This is a genomic window from Pseudomonas sp. M30-35, from assembly GCF_002163625.1.
Lineage (GTDB): Bacteria > Pseudomonadota > Gammaproteobacteria > Pseudomonadales > Pseudomonadaceae > Aquipseudomonas.
Window position 1 is genome coordinate 3,122,501 of record NZ_CP020892.1, and the last position, 18,441, is coordinate 3,140,941.

Here is an 18,441-nt window from a genome sequence, read left to right on the forward strand (position 1 = left end):
CCTATGCACGAACTCCCGAGCCAGCCCGGCATTCGCGTTAATCTCGCCGAACTGATCGAGATGCGTCATCGCGTGCGAGAAATCCAGCTGTTCTCTTCGGCATCCAGGCGTAGCCCGCTCATTGGTTTGCATCATTCAAAGCTGCGTGGTCGCGGTGTGGATTTCGACCAGGTACGGGTTTACCAGCCTGGCGATGATGTACGCACGATTGACTGGCGAGTAACAGCGCGTACTCAGGAACCGCACACCAAGCTGTTCCATGAAGAACGCGAACGACCGATCTACATTCTGGTCGAGCAGAGCCAACGCTTGTTTTTCAGCTCCAGGCTGATATTCAAATCGGTGCTGGCCGCACAAGTTGCCAGTTTGATTGGTTGGGCAGCGCTGGATCACAACGACCGAGTTGGCGGCTTGGTATTTGGTAACAACGAGCACCACGAAATCAAACCACGACGTAGTAAACAAAGCCTGCTGCAATTACTCAGTCGTCTGGTCCGCGCCAATCAAGCCCTGCCCGGCGATATACAAAGCAACCGCGATTCCTTTGGCCTGGCTTTGCGCCGCGCGCGTGAAGTGCTGCGCCCGGGCAGTTTGGTGGCGGTGATCTGCGATGAACGTACCTTGAACGACGCCAGCGAGCAGCAACTTAGCCTCCTCGCCCGCCACTCCGAAATTCTACTGCTACCGATTTCAGATCCACTTGACCAACAGTTGCCTGACGTTGGCCGGCTGCGTTTCGCCCAACACGGCGCACAACTGGAACTGGACAGCCACAACAGCGAACTGCGTAACGCCTACCAATCTCAAAGTGAATCGCGAGCAGCGCGCTGGCAGCGGCTCTCGCAAAAGTTGGGCGTACCCTTGCTGCCACTCAACACCGAACGCGAGATGATTGACCAGCTACGTGACCATCTAAACGGCCAACGCAGCAGGAAGCAGCCATGAATCCGCTCGACCAACTTGAACCTTTAATAGCCCCCCCAGCAATCAGTTGGTGGCCGCCCGCACCGGGTTGGTGGTTGCTGCTAGTGGTCTTGTTGGCGGCGGTAGCCTGGAGCATACGTGCGTATAAACGCCGCCCACGCAAGCTTAAAAAGGTCGACACAGACCCGTCGTTGGACTCCGCCCGTCTCGCTGCGCTGGCTGAACTCAATCAACTGCAAAAACCTTATTACGGCGTGGCAGCCGGACCTTGGCTGCAGCAGCTCAACGCACTGCTCAAACGCCTGTGTCGCCAGCGCTACCCCGACAGCAACAGCCATGTCCTGAATGGTCGTGCCTGGCTGGCATTCCTCGATAACCGCTGCCCAGCCGCAGGACTCACGCGCTGGATGGTTTTAGTCGAGGGCAACTACAAGCCGAACTGCATGCTCGACGATAAAGCTATTGACGGCCTCAACAGCGCTGTTGAAACCTGGATTCGTAAACATGTTTGAGTTCACCTGGACCTGGATTTTCTTGCTGGCACCGTTGCCGTGGCTGCTACGGGCGGTATTACCGGTTGCAGACAGCGGCGAAGCAGCGCTGAACGTCAGCTATCTAAGCGAACTTGAAGGCCTTAGCGGCCGTAAGGCTCGGGCCAACTTGTCTAAGTGGCGCCAGCAAGCCCCATTTGCCTTGCTATGGATTTGTCTGCTCTGCGCAGCCGCGCGCCCCGAATGGGTGGGTGAACCACTGCCATTGCCCGCCAGTGGGCGCGATCTCCTGGTTGCCGTGGATATTTCCGGCTCGATGGAATATGCCGACATGCAGATGGACGGCAATGACGTTAGCCGCCTGACACTGGTCAAACATTTAATGGGCGAGTTTGTTGACGGCCGAGTTGGCGATCGCGTGGGCCTGATCCTGTTCGGCACCCAGGCTTACCTGCAGGCCCCGCTGACCTTTGACCGACACACCGTTCATACCTGGCTTGATGAAGCAGTGATCGGCATTGCCGGTAAAAATACCGCCATCGGTGATGCCATTGGTCTCGCGGTGAAGCGCCTACGCGATCGCCCAGCAACCAGCCGTGTATTGGTTCTAGTCACCGACGGTGCCAATACCGGCGGTGAGATTGAACCGGTGCAGGCGGCGCGACTGGCCGCTGAGGCAGGAGTAACCATCTACACCATCGGTATTGGCGCAGACCCGCAACAAAGTGGAATCATGGGCATGCTCGGCTTGAATCCAGGATTAGACCTGGATGAACCAACCCTGCAAAGCATCGCTGACCTAACTGGCGGCGAGTATTTCCGCGCGCGCGACGCTGACGAGTTGCAACGCATAGAAACCACACTCGATAAACTAGAACCGGTGGAACAAAAACCAACCTTAGCCCGCCCTGCCAAAGCGCTTTATGCCTGGCCACTGGGCGTGGCCATGCTTCTGAGCCTGCTGCTGGTTATGCGCGAGGTCTGGCAACAAGTCCACTCGAGCAGTAGCCGCTTGCTGCAGCGCGTGCGCCGGGGGCAGCCATGATTGAGTTGCTGCAACAGGCTTGGCCACACTGGCTGCGCCCCTACTGGTTATTGCTGGCACCCGTGCTAAGTGGCTTGTTGTGGATACTTTGGCGACGCGAGAAACGCGCCGGTAGCTGGCAACAAATTCTACCTCCAGCCTTCCATGCCGCCTTGCTCAGTGGCGGCGACGGGCGCCGCAGTCGCCTGCCATGGGTGCTACTCGCTTGCGCATGGCTGCTGGCGTTGGTTGCGTTAGTCGGCCCGAGTTGGCAACAGATTGAACAGAGCAGCTTGAAGCCAGCCGACCCACTGATTGTGATGCTTGAGCTGTCGCCACAGATGCTTGCGGCCGACCTCTCACCTGATCGACTCGAGCATGCCAAACGTAAAATCATTGATCTGCTCGAAGCGCGCCGTGATGCGCAGACCGCAATCGTGGTGTACGCCGGCAGCGCACACACTGTAGTGCCGCTGTCAGATGACCTCGCCACCTCGCGCAACCTGCTGGAAGCCCTCAAACCATCGATCATGCCTGAGCCGGGCCACCGCGCCGACTTGGCGGTGAACAAAGCACTCGATCTGCTCAAGCAAGGCGGACAAGGTAATGGTCGACTGCTGCTGATTACCAGTGGCTTGAGCAGTCAAGAACAGGATGGCATTGGTAGCGCCATGCGCGGCTCCGCTAGTCAGTTAAGCATTCTCGCCGTTGGTACCTTACAAGGTGCGCCGATCACCCAGGAAGACGGCAGCTTTCTCAAGGATGCCAAGGGCGCGATTCTGCTTCCACAGGTCGATAGCCAGGACCTGAGTCGATTTGCTCGGCAAGTCGGCGCAGGTTATCAACTGAGCACCATCAATGATAACGACATTGATCGCCTAGGCTTACTCGATGGCCCGAGCCAGATGCGCGACACCGGCAATCAAACCCGCTTGCAAGCCTGGGCGGATCAAGGTCACTGGCTGCTTTTACCGCTGTTACTGCTTGCCGCTTTTGCCGGTCGGCGTGGCTGGTTAATGTGCCTACCGTTGTTACTGCTGTGCGTCCCGCAGCCTAGCTATGCTTTTTCATTCGACGACTTATGGCTGCGCCCAGACCAGCAAGGCCAACAGCTGCTGCAGCAGAACCAACCAGAAGAGGCGGCAAAGCATTTCACTGACCCACAATGGCAAGCCCAGGCACTGTATCAAGCAGGCAACTACCCCGCCGCTGCCGAACGCTTTGCCAGCAGTGACAATGCTGCCGCACACTACAACCGTGGTAACGCACTGGCCCGTAGCAATGAGCTGGAAGCCGCAATTGACGCCTACAATCAGGCCCTTGAGTTACAACCTGAGTTGCCCCAGGCACAGAAAAACAAAGCGCTGATCGAACAAATGCTCAAGCAAAAACAACAGCAGTCAGAGCAAAACGATCAGCAAGATCAACAGAACCAACAGAACCAGAACCAACAGTCTGACGCGGCGGAGAATTCTAGCCAGCAATCAAACACCCCACCGCAGGACGCTAAGCCGAAGGACGCCGACGCAGAACAACCGTCCGACGCAGAAAAAGCCAAACAACAAGCGGCAGATAAAGCGAAAGCTGAACAGGCCAGCGAACAGGCCAAGCAACGGCAAGACGCCGCGGCCAAGGCGGCGGAACAAGCGGCCGACAAAAAGGCTCAAGGCAAGCAGGCTGATGAATCAATCAGCACAATAGACGCCGAGCGCCGCCAAGAGATGGAGCAATGGTTGCGGCAAATACCCGACGATCCGGGTGAATTACTGCGCCGCAAATTTTGGTACGAACGGCAACAGCGTCAGGAAACTAAACGATGAACCGCCTGTTTTGCATTTTTCTCCTCTGCTTGCTGGCATTCACTGCCCATGCTGAGAACTTTACTGCCAGCGTAGATCGCACCCAGATCGACAGCGGAGAAATGGTAGAACTGACGCTGGAGTCAGATGAAACCACCTTGTTTGGCAAGCCTGACTTGAGCCCGCTAAATGAGTTGTTTGATGTCTATGGCACGCGCCAGGTCAACCGCCTGACTAGCGTGGATGGCGCATCACACGCCACCACTCGCTGGATTGTAACCCTTTCCCCCAAACACAGTGGCTACGTGGTTATCCCGCCAATCACCCTGGCTGATAAAACCACCGAACCTATCACGCTGCACGTACAAGAGGCCTCGGCGAACAACCAGAAGGGTGAAATGGCCCCGGTGTTCATCGACGCCAGCATCGATAAAGAAAGCGTCTACGTACAGGCTCAGACGATTCTCACCCTGCGCATCTATCACTCCGTTTCGCTTTACGATGACAGCAGCCTAACGCCGCTGGAAATAGCTGATGCACGGGTTGAACCGCTGGGTAAACCACGTACATACGAGAAACAGATTAATGGTGTACGTCATGGTGTGATTGAACTGCGTTACGCAATTTTCCCGCAAAAAAGCGGCACTTTGGACATCCCAGCACAAACCTTTACCGCCACCACCGTTGGCCGTGCAAGCGCCAACGAATTCAACCCGTTCGGGCCGCGCCCGGGCAAAGTTGCACGGGTTAAGTCATCGGTTATTGCACTAACAGTCAAACCCAAACCGGCCAGCTACCCAAGTGACGCGCCCTGGTTACCCGCCAGTGCACTGAGTCTGGCCGAGTCTTGGTCACCTGAGCCAACAAACGCCAAAGTCGGTGATTCACTGACGCGCACCTTGCTGCTTAAAGCCGAAGGGCTATCCAGCGCACAACTACCTGCGCTGCCGCAAACCCAGGCCACAGGCTTGAAGCGTTACCCTGACCAACCCCAACTGAGCAATGAAACCAGCGAACGCGGAGTCATAGGCAGTCGCGAAGAACGCGAAGCCTTGGTTGCCAAACAATCGGGCAAGGTTGAACTGGCGCCAGTTGAAGTGGTGTGGTGGAACACCGATAAAGACCAACTTGAGCGCACCGCAGTACCCGCACGCACCCTTGAGATTGCGGTTAATAGCGAGATCAGCAATAACCCGGCCCCTGTGGCAGCACTGCCCGCCACGACGCAAACTGAACAGGCGGTTTGGCCATGGCAACTGGCTTGCTTTTTATTGAGCCTAAGCACAGTGATTAGCCTGGCTTTGTGGTGGTATGCGCGCCGCCAGCCAGCAATTACTCGTATTGCCGCAACGGGGCCAAGCCCGCGTACACTGTTGGATGATATCAAGCGTGCCTGCCTCGCTAACGACGCCCAAACAAGCCGAGCGGCGCTCGATGCCTGGGCACGTCAGCAGCCGGAAACACTGGCTGACATGGCGGCACGTTACGAGCCGCTTTCTGCTGAGTTGCACAACCTTAATGGCGCGCTCTATAGCGAGACCGCTCAGCAGTGGCAAGGTGAGGCTTTGTGGCAGGCAGTGCGTTCATTACCAGCACTCGCACCGAGCGAGGCGGCAAACAGCGCCGAAAACAATGCCTTGCCTGCGCTTTACCCACGCTAACAACGCTCTTCGCCCGAAGCAGGTCTGGAACCTGCCCGTGCAACACGGGTCTATTCGTACAATAGATACCTTGGCCTGCCTGTGCAGTCCAAACCATGGCATGTCAATCATTAGAGGACCGATCCCCATGTTTAAACCTTCCAAGCTATTACTGCTGAGCCTGACCCTGGCGGCAGCCCCAGCCTTCGCATTCAACTTAGGTGATGCCGTCAACAGCGTGTCTAGCGTAACCGGCAACTCTCAAGCCACAGGCGAAACAGGACAAATGCTTAAGGCCCTGTCCAGCCAAGTCGGGGTTACTCAGCCGCAAGCCACAGGCGGTACTGCGGCACTGCTCGGCTTAGCGAAAAACAATCTTGAACCCAGCCAATTCTCAGAGCTAACCAAGTCTGTTCCGGGCCTTGAGCAACTGACCCAAAACAGCGACCTGCTTGACCAAGCCAGCAAACTATTGGGCAAAGGTTCAGGCTCAGAGTCGACCAGCATCACCTCGCTGTTGAACAACACCAAGGACATGGGCGACGTCACCAGCGCTTTCAACAACTTGGGCATGAATGCAGAAACCCTGAACAAGTTCGCGCCAACGCTACTCGAGTACATGGGCAAGCAAGGCCTGAGCCAGCCGTTGATGTCCTCACTTACCAGTCTCTGGGGCGTCTAAGCCCACTGCGGTCACCTGCACGAGCAGGCTGACGCTAATCAGCGACAATAAAAAAACCGCGACCCTTCAGGTCGCGGTTTTTTTGTACCTGCAACGCTGCTTATCCAGCAGCGTGCATGAGGTGTATCAGGCGTTAGCCTTGTTACGCAGCTTCTCTGGATTAATCAGGAAACGAGCCAGTGCAGGTAACAGCCAGATCGCACCGAACATATTCCACAAGAACATGAAGGTCAGCATCAGGCCCATATCCGCCTGGAACTTGATCGCCGAGAAGATCCAAGTGGCAACACCAATGGCCAAGCACACGCCTGTGAATAGCACGGCTTTACCTGTCGACTTGAGCGTCTCGAAGTAGGCTTCCTGCAACGAGAAACCTTGACGCAGGTAAGTCTCCAATCGACTGTAAATATAGATGCCGTAGTCGACACCAATACCTACACCCAAGGCGATCACCGGCAAGGTCGCAACTTTGACCCCGATGCCCATATAAGCCATCAGCGCGTTACCCAACACTGAGGTCAGTACCAGCGGTAGCATCACGCAAAGCGTCGCTGCAATCGAGCGGAAGGTAATCAGACACATCATGCCAACCGCCGCGTAAACAGCCAGCAGCATGGTGGTTTCGGACTGATCAATCACTTCATTGGTCGCAGCTTCGATACCGGCGTTACCGGCAGCCAGGATAAACTCAAGGCCTTCCTTGTTGTTTTCCGCGATGAAGCCTTCAGCCACATCGACCACACGATTCAGCGTTTCGGCTTTGTGATCATTGAGGAACACCAACAACGGCGCCACTGAGCAGTCTGCGTTATACAGGCCATCGGCACGGGCGATTGAGTTATTCAGCACGTCTTGGTTGCGCGACAGGGTTTCCCATTTAAGGCTGCCCTCGTTCATGCCCTTGATGACCTGGCGCGAGACAGTGACCATAGAAATAACCGACTGCACACCCGGCGTATTCTCCATCGTCCACGACAACTGATCCATCGCCGACAGGGTCTGATAAGTCGAGCAGCCTTCCGCCGCTGTCTTAACCATGATCACCAATACATCGGAGCTGGTTGAGTAATTGCGAATGACGAAGTCGTTATCCAGGTTGTAGCGTGAATCCGGACGCAGTTCAGGCGCACCCTGATCGAGGTCGCCGATCTTCAGGTTTTGTCCGTACCACACACCACCCGCCAGCGCGACGATAGCAACCACCACCGAAATAGGCGCAACCACTGGGTTAGCGAAGTTGGAAATCAGGCGCCAGAACGGATGGTCACGCACCGCATCTTCACGGCTGATCTGCACGGCCTTCTTGCTGATACCGATGTAGGAGATCATCACCGGCAGCAGAATCAGGTTGGTCAGAATGATCACCGCAACACCCATCGACGCACCGATGGCCAGTTCACGGATAACCCCGATATCGATCAGCAATAAGGTGACGAAACCAACGGCGTCGGACAACAGCGCCACCAGCCCCGGAATAAACAGCTGACGGAAAGCCATACGCGCAGCCGACAGCGAGTCAGTAGCTTCACCGGACGCAATTGCGATTCCGTTGATCTTCTGCACACCGTGTGAAATACCGATGGCGAACACCAAAAACGGTACCAGCATGGAGTACGGATCAAGACCAAAGCCGAGGGTTTTCAGCAAACCGAGCTGCCAGATCACCGCGATCAGCGTGGTGCACACAACCGCCAAGGTACTTTTAAAGCAACGCGTAAACCACAGCAGCAAGACAAAGGTAATGCCAATTGCCACTGCAAAGAACAACGCAACACCGACCAGGCCATCGATCAAATCGCCGACTTTCTTGGCGAAACCAATAATGTGAATTTTCACATTAGGATTTTGCGTTTCGTACTTTACACGAATCTTTTCTTCAAGCTCGTGGGAGAACTTCTGGTAGTCCAACGGCACCAATTTGCCTTGGTCTTGCGGGTCCGGATACGACTCCAGCAACGGAATGTCGATGATGCTCGACTTGAAGTTGTTACCCACCAGGCGGCCAATCTGCCCTGACTTGAGCACGTTGTCGCGCAGCTCTTCAAGACTATCAAGCGAGCCGTCGTAGGTCTGCGGAATCACTTCACCGCCACTAAAGCCCTGCTCCGTCACTTCGGTCCAGCGCACGCTTGGACTCCACAACGACTTCAGGCCAGAACGATCAACCCCAGAGATGTAAAACACCTCATCGTTAATCTGGCGCAGGGTTTCCATGTACTCTTTGCTGAAGATGTCGCCATCAACTGCCTCAACCGAGATCCGCACCGTGTTGCCGAGGTTGGCAAGGTCGTTGCGATGCTCAATCATCTTCTGGATGTAAGGGTGACCCAGTGGAATCATTTTCTCAAAGCTGGTTTGCGGGCGAACCTGCGCAGCCTGGTAAAACAAAAATGCACTGATCAGAACGCACAGCACGATAACGGCTGGACGGTTATTAAAAATCAAGCGCTCGAGAAAAGACGCAGGTTTTTGTTGATGCTTACTCATGCAAACTCTCCCGGCTTATTATTGTTGGCCCAGATCGGCGCCTGTTGGCGAAGCGACGTGTACACCGCCCTGCCCGACCAGAATCAGCTTGCCGTTATCCGTAGTTGCAGCACCGCTCAGGGATACCCGATCAGCGCGATTTACCAGACTAAAACTGCGGCCATCATCAGTACTTTTCAGCACAGTGCCGCCATGCCCAACCACTACAATCGAGCCATCGGCAAGTAACTCGCCGTCAGCCAGACCGAACTCCAGAGGCCCGTTATTGGGAGTATTGATCTCGATTTGTTGCCAAGTGGTGCCGAAATCGGTGGAGCGGAACAAGTGGCCACGCAGACCGTAAGCCAACAAGGTGGCTGGCTCTTTAGTCGCCACTCCGCCGAACAGCGAACCGTCGTAAGGGCTTTCTAAGGTTTCCCAAGTCTGGCCCCAGTCGGCTGAGCGAAACATCACGCCCAACTCACCCACAACAAACAAGCCTGAGTCTTTCACCGCGACGATTGCGTTGAGGTGATAACCATCTTCGTTGTTCATCCGGTCGCTAATATCTTCCCAATTAGCGCCACCATCGGTTGTCGCCAGCAAAGCACCATAGGCGCCAACTGCAAAACCTGTTTGAGTGTCTTTAAACCAGATGTCCAGCAGCGGTGCTTCGCGCGACAGGTCTTCGAACTGCTTGACCCAGGTCTGGCCGCCGTCGGTTGTGACAAGGATCTGGGCATCGTGCCCCACTGCCCAGCCGTGCTTGTCATCGACAAAATACACAGCCGTTAGTAACTGGCGAGTAGGCACCTTGGCTTGAGTCCAAGTAGAACCATTGTCATCGGAATAAAGAACATGACCGCGTTCGCCGACAGCCACTAAACGCTTACCGGCTGCGGTGATATCAATCAACAGCGAGCTTTGTGCTTGAGCTGATTCAATTGAAGAGAGGCTGGCGGGCTCAACGGCCTGAACAGTCAGTGGCGCAATAGACAACGCGAGTACCGACAGCAGACTGCACAGCGAGAGCGCTTTACCCAGCGGCGAATTGATGCGCGACACCGGTGTGCGACTAGACGTCACAAGACCACCGGACATGGTGCGCCGCATGATGGGCTCACTCATAAACCTTCCCCCTTTTATTTTTATAGTTCCTGCATTTACGGAGCTGCTGAAAAACTACTGCGCTAGGAATTACTGCGGCAGCCGATGCTGCGTTTAAAAGCTGCTCAAAATGCTCATTTAGGACAACTAAAGTCGAGCGCGACCCCGGTCGCTATTTCGCACCTTTTCGCCTTGTACTCCCGTCGCTCGCTACCTTTTTCAGAGGCTCCTTAGCAGTTTGCCTATGCTACTTAGCTTTTGAAGGCCCTGACAATGAGTTCGACGTTATGTTTTGTTAAAGCAAACCCGCGTGATTGACGCTCTATACGTTTCAGCAATACACAAAAGCCGCTACAACTGTAGCGGCTTTTGAAAAACACTACACGAAAATCAACGCGTGCCGCGGCGACGCAAGGCTGCTGGCTTGAAGTAACCGTCGCCTGGAATCGGCTGACTGAAGTCGATAGTACTCGATTCTTCGTTGTCCAGATTCTGCACATAATAACGACGTGCCTGCAGATCGTGGAACACATCCAGCGCCGACCACGTAGTTGGCAACTCGTAATAGTTCTTCAGATAGGCAACCGATACGCGCCACAATTCACCGCGACCGTCGTATTGATCAACCACCGCCGCCTGCCAGCTATCTTCATCAAGGTACAGCGTACGCTTGGAGTAGATATGCCGCGCACTGCCTTTCAGCGTGCCCTCGACAACCCATACACGGTGCAACTCATTGCGGGTATATGCTGGGTTGAGATGACCTTCTTTGAGCAGGTCGTCATATTTCACATCTGGACTGGTGACTTTGTAGTTGTTGTAAGGAATGTAGACTTCCTTTTTACCCAGCAACTTCCAGTCGTAGCGATCAGGTGCGCCGTTGAACATATCGGTGTCATCGGCGGTACGCAGCCCATCAGCCGCAGCAATTGGCGTGTCGTAAGCCAGGTTTGGCGCACGGCGCACACGGCGTTGACCGGCGTTGTAACCCCAAGCCTGACGCTGCTCTTTGACCTGATCGAGGGTTTCATGCACCAGTACCGCCCCCCCCGCTAAACGCGCAGGGCTTTTGGTGAACGACAGGTAATAGAACATGATGTTGTTCAGATCAGCGAACGAACCTTTCGGATCGTAGTACTTGAACAGTGCTTCTTGCTGCGAAGTTACCAGCGAGTAGCTACCGTTGCGCTGCACCGCCACTTCCGAAGCGCGACGCACGATATAGGTGCCCCGGTAACGGGCGATGTGGTTCCACAACGCTTCAACACCGCTCTGCGGAATCGGAAACGGGATACCACCGTAGGCATCAGAGAAACCATTGCCGCCATCGAGCAGCTTGGCCGCCGCCGCATTCTTGCGGGTGTTGTCATACACCCACTGCGGCGCCGAGCCTGAGCGGCGGGTCTGGTAAACCGGCATCTGATAGGTGTCTGGATAGGTATTGAACAAGGCAATCTGACCAGGCGTCAGGTTGGCCTTGTACTGATCCAGGTTAGCCTTGGTAATAGTGAACAGCGGCTTGTCGCCGGCAAATGGGTCTGGATGATGCTGGCCCGGGGTTTTGTAGTCGGCTGGTGGTTGGGTGATACCACCGGTCCACGCCGGAATTGTGCCAGCAGCGTTACCGGCTTTCTCAGCGCCAAACGGGGTTAGAGTGGTGCCTAGCTTGGCGACTTCCTCTGCGGAAACGGCTGCCAATGTGCTACCGGTAAACAGCACCAGTGCAATTGCTGCACCTATCAACGTGTGCTTCTTCAGCATCATATCTCTCCATGGTAATTCTTGACCAAGCGCTCTTGAGCGCTCGGTTCGGTTGTCTATCGACTGGGTTGCAACGCGCTCGACGAGCATTCATTGCAATCCAGCTCAATTATCAGAACGAGTACTTGACGTTGAGGCCAATGTTGTCGCGATCACGGGAAGAGTTGTTACCGCCAGCACCGTAGAACTCGGTATAGGCAAGCTCCGCTTCGAGACTGTTCAGGTAGTTGGCTTTAACACCCAGGGTGTAAGCCTTACGACCTTCGATGAAGTTACCCGTCTGGTAAGAGTTACCTTCGAAGTCATCACGGTATACCGCGTACGGCGAAAGGTTCACACCTGCGTAGACGTCGTTCCATGTACCGGAGAGCACCAGGGTGTAGCCGTAGGCGTTTTTATTAACCTGGTCATTACGGTCGTTATCATCGATATAGGCGCTGTTACCGCGCCCCGAGTAGTAACGGGTTGAGCCGTCGCGCGCGGTGTATTGCAGGTCTGAGCCACGCAAATGTTCGGAGGCAAGTTCTGCCACACCAAACAGCGAGTCAAAACCAAGTGTTGGTCCGAAGTTATAGATAGTCCCAAGCGAAGTATTGAACGCTTCAACACGCTCGTAGTTGTGAATCTCATCTTCCAGGCCAACTTGTTGACCGGCGATATTGATTTTCTGGCCACCGGCCAATGGCGCCGCTTGAGTCAGCAGGTCACCCAGCAGGTCGTTGGTGGTTGAAATGCCAATCGGCAGGTTTGGACGGTAGGACAGCTCACCGAATACCGAAGCCAGACCGACCGTGGTGTTAAAGCTCAGGCCGTACATGCGAATGTCTTCAACATACTCACGACGCGCATTAACCTGGTTTGCAACATCGACCGCCGCCGCACCGTTGACCAAACCGAGAATTTGCCCTGCCCCAGCATTACCGCTGGCAGCAGCGTTCTGCAGATCGTTGTAGCTGGCGAAACCACCGAGACCGGCCAGTTGGTCGATATCAAGCCCCGCATAAGTGCTGTTCAGGTCAGCATTGATCAAGGGTTCCTTCGAATGATAATTAACGAAGTAGAACCCGAATTCAGTGCTATTGAAGTCTTCAGCGATGTAGCGCAGCGCCGCACCAAATTGACCGTCGTTTCTGGCGTTGATGTCAGAACCAATGTTGGCCACTTTGATCACGCCGTTTTGATCGAAGTAGTCATTACCCTGCAAGCCGGCAAAGTTACCGGCACTCAACTGCTGATAAAGACCGCGCACTGGCGCCAAAGCGGACTGCGTGCTGTAAGCGGTATTGCCGCCATCGGCGAACAGGTCAGTTTCGGAGTAAAAGGTGCCTGCCGGATCAATCGCGGTTTCTTTCCAGTTGAACTGGTAGAAGGTTTCCAGCGACAGGTTGTCCGTCAAGCCAACACTGAAGTTCAGCGCTTCGACCGGCACCAGCACTTCTTTCAGCTCAGCGCCTGGCAACCGGAACTTAGCTGCGTCGACCGGGTTAGTGGTGTTAACACCGCCGCGATAGAACAGCGCCTCACCCCAGTTGAATACTTGCTTACCCAAACGCGCGGTGACCGGCATCTCAGCAACATCCCAATCGCCATACACGTAGGCGTCGAGAATTTGCGCATCACGGCCAGCCTTGTGCCGTGTTTCATAGGTAAAGCTGTCGTCACGCGGGAAGTTCTGGCTTGGCTGCGCTGGGCCGCTCGCGTCGTAGAAATCGTTACGCTTATCCATGATCTGGGTGTCATAGAACGCCGTACCGCGGACGAACACGCCGTAATTCTTATAAGTAGCGCCGAGATCCGAGGTGACTTTATAAACTTCCGAAACCAGGCCGGTGTCGAAATTTCGGTTACCGTCGTTACCGTTGATATCGTCGTTGCTCTTGTCTTGGCCTTGAACACGCCACAACTGACCGTAAGACACTGTGGTGTCGATGGAGCCGTTAATTTCGTTATCGGCAAAACTGAACTCAACAGCCTGCGCTTGAGCGGCTACGAGCAGCGGCAGAATTCCAGCAAAGGCAAAACCAGCCTTCACCGGTGCAAAGCACACCCGTGGATGGCGAGACTTGATATCCATCGAAAATTACTCCTGGCAGATCATTCTTTTTATTACGCCCGCTTCAGGGCGAGGTTTAGCCGTACTGATGACGGCTTTTGTAAAACCGGAAAAGCTCAATGCCTCAATCTGTTTTCACGCCCGCAATTCGCAAGAAATTCGATTGCGCAGCCAAATCTTTACGACCAGTGCAACCATGATGCCAATTCAAACAGTCGTATTATTTAAAAGCACATTGCCATCCTGTTTCGATTCGTGACTACATAGCCACTTTGTGAATCGTCAGATTTAAGGCGCTATTTTTCAGTCACGTCCTACAATCTGGCCCGAATAGTCACTAAAGCACCGATCTAGACGCATCGAATTAAAAAGAAGCATCTGCTGGAAAATTTCGCAAAAGGTCGTTTTATTAACCATCGAATATAAAAGGTGGGATTTTCATTCCTTTGAGTAACAAAAAAGTGTTACCAGCTTGCGCCGGTAACACTTTCAGGTTGACTCATGTAATGCCGTGTAAGCACGGCATTGGGCCCGTCAGAATTGCTCTAAACCGGGCCTGTAAAACATCACAAGCGAAAAATCGACAGCTTATGCAAGGCTCTTACTTACCACCTCATACACATCGCTCGACAGTTCGCCAGAGGCAACAATGCGCTCCAACTCAGCTTTCATCTGCGCCTGACGAGCAGGCGCATATTTACGCCAGCGAGTCAGCGGTGCCAGCAAGCGCGAAGCTATCTGCGGGTTGAGCGCATTCAGCGTAATCACCTGATCCGCCAGGAAGCGATATCCGCTGCCGTCAGCCTTATGGAAGTTGATCAGGTTCTGCCCGGCAAACGCACCGATCAGCGCACGAATCTTGTTCGGGTTTTTCAGGGTAAACGCTGGATGCTCCATCAATGTTTTCACCCGCTCCAAGCCACCCGGCAAACCACTGGCTGCCTGCACGCTGAACCACTGATCCATCACCAGAGCATTGTCCTTGAAGTGCTCGGCAAAGCTCGCCAACACCTTGCTCCGCTCATCAACAAACGGTGAGTTGACCAGCACCGCCAGCGCGGTTAATTGTTCGGTCATGTTGTCGCTGTTCTCAAACTGATCCAAACATGCCGCCAGCACTTCTGGCACAGCATTGAGCATCAGGTAAGACAGGCTGATGTTCTGCAAGCTGCGACGCGCAAAATGCTCTGCCTCGGCAACATATTCAGAGCTGCGCGAAATTTCGCGATTGCACTGATAGCGCGCCCAAAGTGCATCATGCAGTGCTTCAGCCAGCTGTTTACGAGCAAATTCACGAGCATTGTGAATCGCCTCTACGTCTGCCTCTTCACTGATTTCGGTCAGATAGGCTTCGCCTGGCAGCGAGAGCATTTCAGCAACCATGGCCTGATCCAACCGCGTATCTTCGAGCACTGTACGCAATGCACTGATCAACCGCTGATCCATAACCAGTGGCTCACCGCGCTGATACTGCGCAATCAGTTCCTGCAGCACTTGTACCGACAATTGCTGACCCGCTTCCCAACGATTAAAGCCGTCGCTGTCGTGCTGCATCAGAAACATCAGTTGGTCGCGACTATAGGGGAAGTTCAGTTTCACTGGCGCCGAGAAACCGCGTAACAATGATGGCAATGGCTGCTCAGCCACATTGATGAAGGTCAGCGTCTGCTCGGCTTGATCAATCGAGAACACCCGACTGCCTGAATCACCAGCACCCTGCTCACCCTCAAGCTGTAACGCCAAAGGCTGGCCTTTAGCGCCCAACAGACCCAGCTCAACAGGAATAACAAATGGCAGCTTTTCAGTTTGTCCTGGCGTTGCCGGGCAGCTTTGCTTGAAGCTCAAGCTATAACGCTGATTGGCTGCATCGTAAGACTCGCTCACCGCCAAGCGTGGCGTACCGGCTTGGCTGTACCAGCGCTTGAACTGAGTCAGGTCGACGCCACTGGCATCTTCCATGGCTTTGATGAAGTCATCACAGGTAACCGCTTGACCATCGTGGCGCTCAAAGTACAGATCACTGCCTTTACGGAAGTTTTCAGCGCCGAGCAGCGTGCGGATCATGCGCACCACTTCTGAACCCTTTTCATAAACGGTCAGGGTGTAGAAGTTGGAGATTTCAATAAATGCGTCTGGGCGCACCGAATGCGCCAGCGGGCCAGCATCTTCGGCAAACTGATGGGTGCGCAGGTAGGCAACATCCTCGATGCGTTTGACCGTGGCCGAGTTCATATCTGCACTGAACTGTGAGTCACGGAAAACCGTGAAGCCTTCTTTCAACGACAGCTGGAACCAGTCACGACAGGTCACCCTGTTACCCGACCAGTTGTGGAAGTATTCATGTGCAACAATTGCTTCAACGCGCTGGTGTGCCGCATCTGTCGCCGTCTCAGCTCGAGCCAGAACGGCGCTGGAGTTGAAGATATTCAGGCCCTTGTTTTCCATGGCACCCATGTTGAAGTCGTTAACCGCGACAATCATAAAGATGTCGAGATCGTACTCACGGCCATAGGTTTCCTCATCCCAGCGCATCGACTTCTTCAGGCTGTCCATCGCGTGCTGGCACTTGTCGACATTTTCTGGCTCGACATAAATGCGCAGCGCTACTTCACGCTGGCTCATGGTGGTGAAGGTATCTTCGATGCACCACAGGTCACCAGCAACCAAGGCAAATAGATACGCAGGCTTCATGAATGGATCTTCCCACGTCGCCCAGTGACGACCGTCTTCCTCACTGCCGCTGGCAATCGGGTTACCGTTCGAGAGCAACACCGGATAATCGTGCTGCTGCGCGCTCAGCGTGGTGGTGAACTTGCTCATCACATCCGGGCGATCGAGATAATAGGTGATCTTGCGAAACCCTTCGGCCTCGCATTGGGTGCAAAACATGCCACTGGACTTGTACAAGCCTTCCAGCGCGGTATTGCTTTCCGGATGGATTTTCACCGTGGTGTCGATCACAAAACTGGCGCTGTCTGGCTGCAAGGTCAGCGATACATCAGTCAACTGATAGTCCACGGCCGTGAGCTGGCGGTCATTGAGTGCAATCGAGATCAACTCAAGCTCTTGGCCGTCAAGCTCAAGTGCCGGGAGTTCTGGACTCAATGCCGGGTTGCGACGCATCACCAACTGGGCGTGCACCAGACTGTGGTCTTCAAACAGCTCGAAGGTCAGGTGCGTTTCATCGATTAGATAATCCGGCGCCTTGTAGTCTTTCAGGTAGATCATCTTCGGTTGTTCGGTGCGCATGGTCGCCTCTCTTGATTGAGCCGCTTGCAAAGAATTTGATTGTGCCAAAGCCTCGATTGATACAGCCAGCCCTGCACGGTTGGTATCGGCTATAGCCAACCTCAGCTACTGCTCACAGCCAGTTGATAAGCCGTGTATTTACGAATATTGATAACGCCGGTATCAAACAGCAAATACTGGCCCTTGATCCCGGTTAACGTACCTTCGGCGATTGGATTTTTGTCCAGATTGAAGCTGCTGATCTTTGGCGGATAAGCATCAATCGGATAACCAATCTGCAGCGCTTGCGCGTCACTCAACGGCTGAATCGCCTGAATACCAAAGCGTTGTTGCAATTGCTGCATGCCTTCGGCGCAAGTCGCGAGAATTTCATTGCGCACGGCTTCCAGATCAACTGGCACGGCATCACCCTTGAGCAGCGCACGCCAGTTGGTCTTATCGGCAACCTGACTGCGCAGCAGGTCTTCAACAAACCCTGACTGCTGGCGAGTTGCAACACGCACGATCGGCAGCGCTTGCGTTGCGCCTTGGTCAATCCAACGTGTTGGCACTTGCGTGGCGCGGGTAATACCAACTTTGACCCCAGACGAGTTGGCCAGATAGACCACGTGGTCAGTCATACAGAACTGTTCACCCCAACTCGGTTCGCGGCACGTGCCTGCGTCGTAGTGGCAACGCTCCGGGCTCATGATGCAGATATCGCACTGAGCGAGTTTCTGCATACACGGATAACAGTAACCTTGGCTAAAACTGGTTTTGGTTTTGCGCCCACAGTGGCTGCAGTGAATCGCACCCAAAAACTCCAAACGCAAGGTCTTGCCGATCAGCGGATTGACTGCAATCAACTGATCATCCAGACGAAAAGAATACTGCACCGGGCTTTCCAACCGCGCCGACATTTTGCTCAGCGCACCGCGCCCCAACTCATTCATTAACAACCGCCATTCTCAAATTCAATGCAACGTATCAGAAGACTTAAACAACAGGTTCGGCACTGGCTCAGACTTGGAGCTGCACTCCTGCGGCCCCATGTAACCAATACGCTGGTCTTCCGGTAGATTTTTGATTTCCCAGGCAATCAGCGCCTGCAAACTCAACTCTTTTTGCTCTTGAGTCAGCTTGCGACCATCTGGCCATTTACCAATTTCCACCGCCAATTTCAGGCTTTGATAGATCTCGGGGGTGATGTTTTCGATAGTTTCCAAAAAAGACGACATAACCCGCCTCCACTAATAAACCGATATT

At 54.3% G+C, this 18,441-nt stretch carries 13 protein-coding genes; 6 read left to right on the forward strand and 7 right to left on the reverse strand.

Features of this window, described 5'->3' with window-relative positions:
* Positions 1-3: 3 nt before the first annotated feature.
* The 6 genes from B9K09_RS14365 to B9K09_RS14390 all read left to right on the forward strand — a co-directional run bounded on the left by B9K09_RS14365 (position 4) and on the right by B9K09_RS14390 (position 6,560).
* Positions 4-945, forward strand: coding sequence for a DUF58 domain-containing protein (locus B9K09_RS14365; RefSeq protein ID WP_087517465.1), 942 nt, complete (start codon positions 4-6; stop codon positions 943-945).
* On the forward strand, positions 942-1,436 hold the full coding sequence (locus B9K09_RS14370) for a DUF4381 domain-containing protein (protein ID WP_087517466.1): 495 nt from the start codon (positions 942-944) through the stop codon (positions 1,434-1,436). The genes B9K09_RS14365 and B9K09_RS14370 overlap by 4 nt, the downstream gene beginning before the upstream one ends.
* Positions 1,429-2,460 (forward strand): VWA domain-containing protein, encoded by a 1,032-nt coding sequence (locus tag B9K09_RS14375; RefSeq protein ID WP_087517467.1) that lies wholly within the window; start codon positions 1,429-1,431, stop codon positions 2,458-2,460. The genes B9K09_RS14370 and B9K09_RS14375 overlap by 8 nt, the downstream gene beginning before the upstream one ends.
* Positions 2,457-4,259, forward strand: coding sequence for a VWA domain-containing protein (locus B9K09_RS14380; protein ID WP_087517468.1), 1,803 nt, complete (start codon positions 2,457-2,459; stop codon positions 4,257-4,259). The genes B9K09_RS14375 and B9K09_RS14380 overlap by 4 nt, the downstream gene beginning before the upstream one ends.
* Positions 4,256-5,899 carry a BatD family protein gene (locus tag B9K09_RS14385; protein WP_087517469.1) on the forward strand — a complete coding sequence of 548 codons (1,644 nt, stop codon included), beginning with the start codon at positions 4,256-4,258 and terminating at the stop codon, positions 5,897-5,899. The genes B9K09_RS14380 and B9K09_RS14385 overlap by 4 nt, the downstream gene beginning before the upstream one ends.
* Before the next feature lie 127 nt (positions 5,900-6,026).
* Positions 6,027-6,560: a DUF2780 domain-containing protein gene (locus B9K09_RS14390; protein WP_256574030.1), complete on the forward strand. Its 534-nt coding sequence runs from the start codon at positions 6,027-6,029 to the stop codon at positions 6,558-6,560.
* A gap of 126 nt (positions 6,561-6,686) precedes the next feature.
* Here the strand turns inward: B9K09_RS14390 and B9K09_RS14395 are convergent, their stop codons facing one another.
* The 7 genes from B9K09_RS14395 to B9K09_RS14425 form a co-directional block, all read right to left on the reverse strand.
* Complete coding sequence (locus tag B9K09_RS14395; RefSeq protein ID WP_087517471.1) at positions 6,687-9,047, reverse strand: RND family transporter; 2,361 nt, start codon at positions 9,045-9,047, stop codon at positions 6,687-6,689.
* 18 nt (positions 9,048-9,065) lie between these two features.
* On the reverse strand, positions 9,066-10,154 hold the full coding sequence (locus tag B9K09_RS14400; protein WP_371917408.1) for a WD40/YVTN/BNR-like repeat-containing protein: 1,089 nt from the start codon (positions 10,152-10,154) through the stop codon (positions 9,066-9,068).
* Positions 10,155-10,523: 369 nt separating this feature from the next.
* Positions 10,524-11,894 carry a DUF1329 domain-containing protein gene (locus B9K09_RS14405; RefSeq protein WP_087517472.1) on the reverse strand — a complete coding sequence of 457 codons (1,371 nt, stop codon included), beginning with the start codon at positions 11,892-11,894 and terminating at the stop codon, positions 10,524-10,526.
* A gap of 112 nt (positions 11,895-12,006) precedes the next feature.
* Entirely contained in the window at positions 12,007-13,968 is a 1,962-nt protein-coding gene (locus tag B9K09_RS14410) for a DUF1302 domain-containing protein (RefSeq protein ID WP_087517473.1), read from the reverse strand.
* 567 nt (positions 13,969-14,535) lie between these two features.
* On the reverse strand, positions 14,536-17,196 hold the full coding sequence (gene pepN, locus B9K09_RS14415) for an aminopeptidase N (RefSeq protein WP_087517474.1): 2,661 nt from the start codon (positions 17,194-17,196) through the stop codon (positions 14,536-14,538).
* A gap of 101 nt (positions 17,197-17,297) precedes the next feature.
* Positions 17,298-18,128, reverse strand: coding sequence for a DUF2797 domain-containing protein (locus B9K09_RS14420; protein ID WP_087517475.1), 831 nt, complete (start codon positions 18,126-18,128; stop codon positions 17,298-17,300).
* 21 nt (positions 18,129-18,149) lie between these two features.
* Positions 18,150-18,413: a YeaC family protein gene (locus tag B9K09_RS14425; RefSeq protein ID WP_087517476.1), complete on the reverse strand. Its 264-nt coding sequence runs from the start codon at positions 18,411-18,413 to the stop codon at positions 18,150-18,152.
* Positions 18,414-18,441 lie beyond the last annotated feature (28 nt).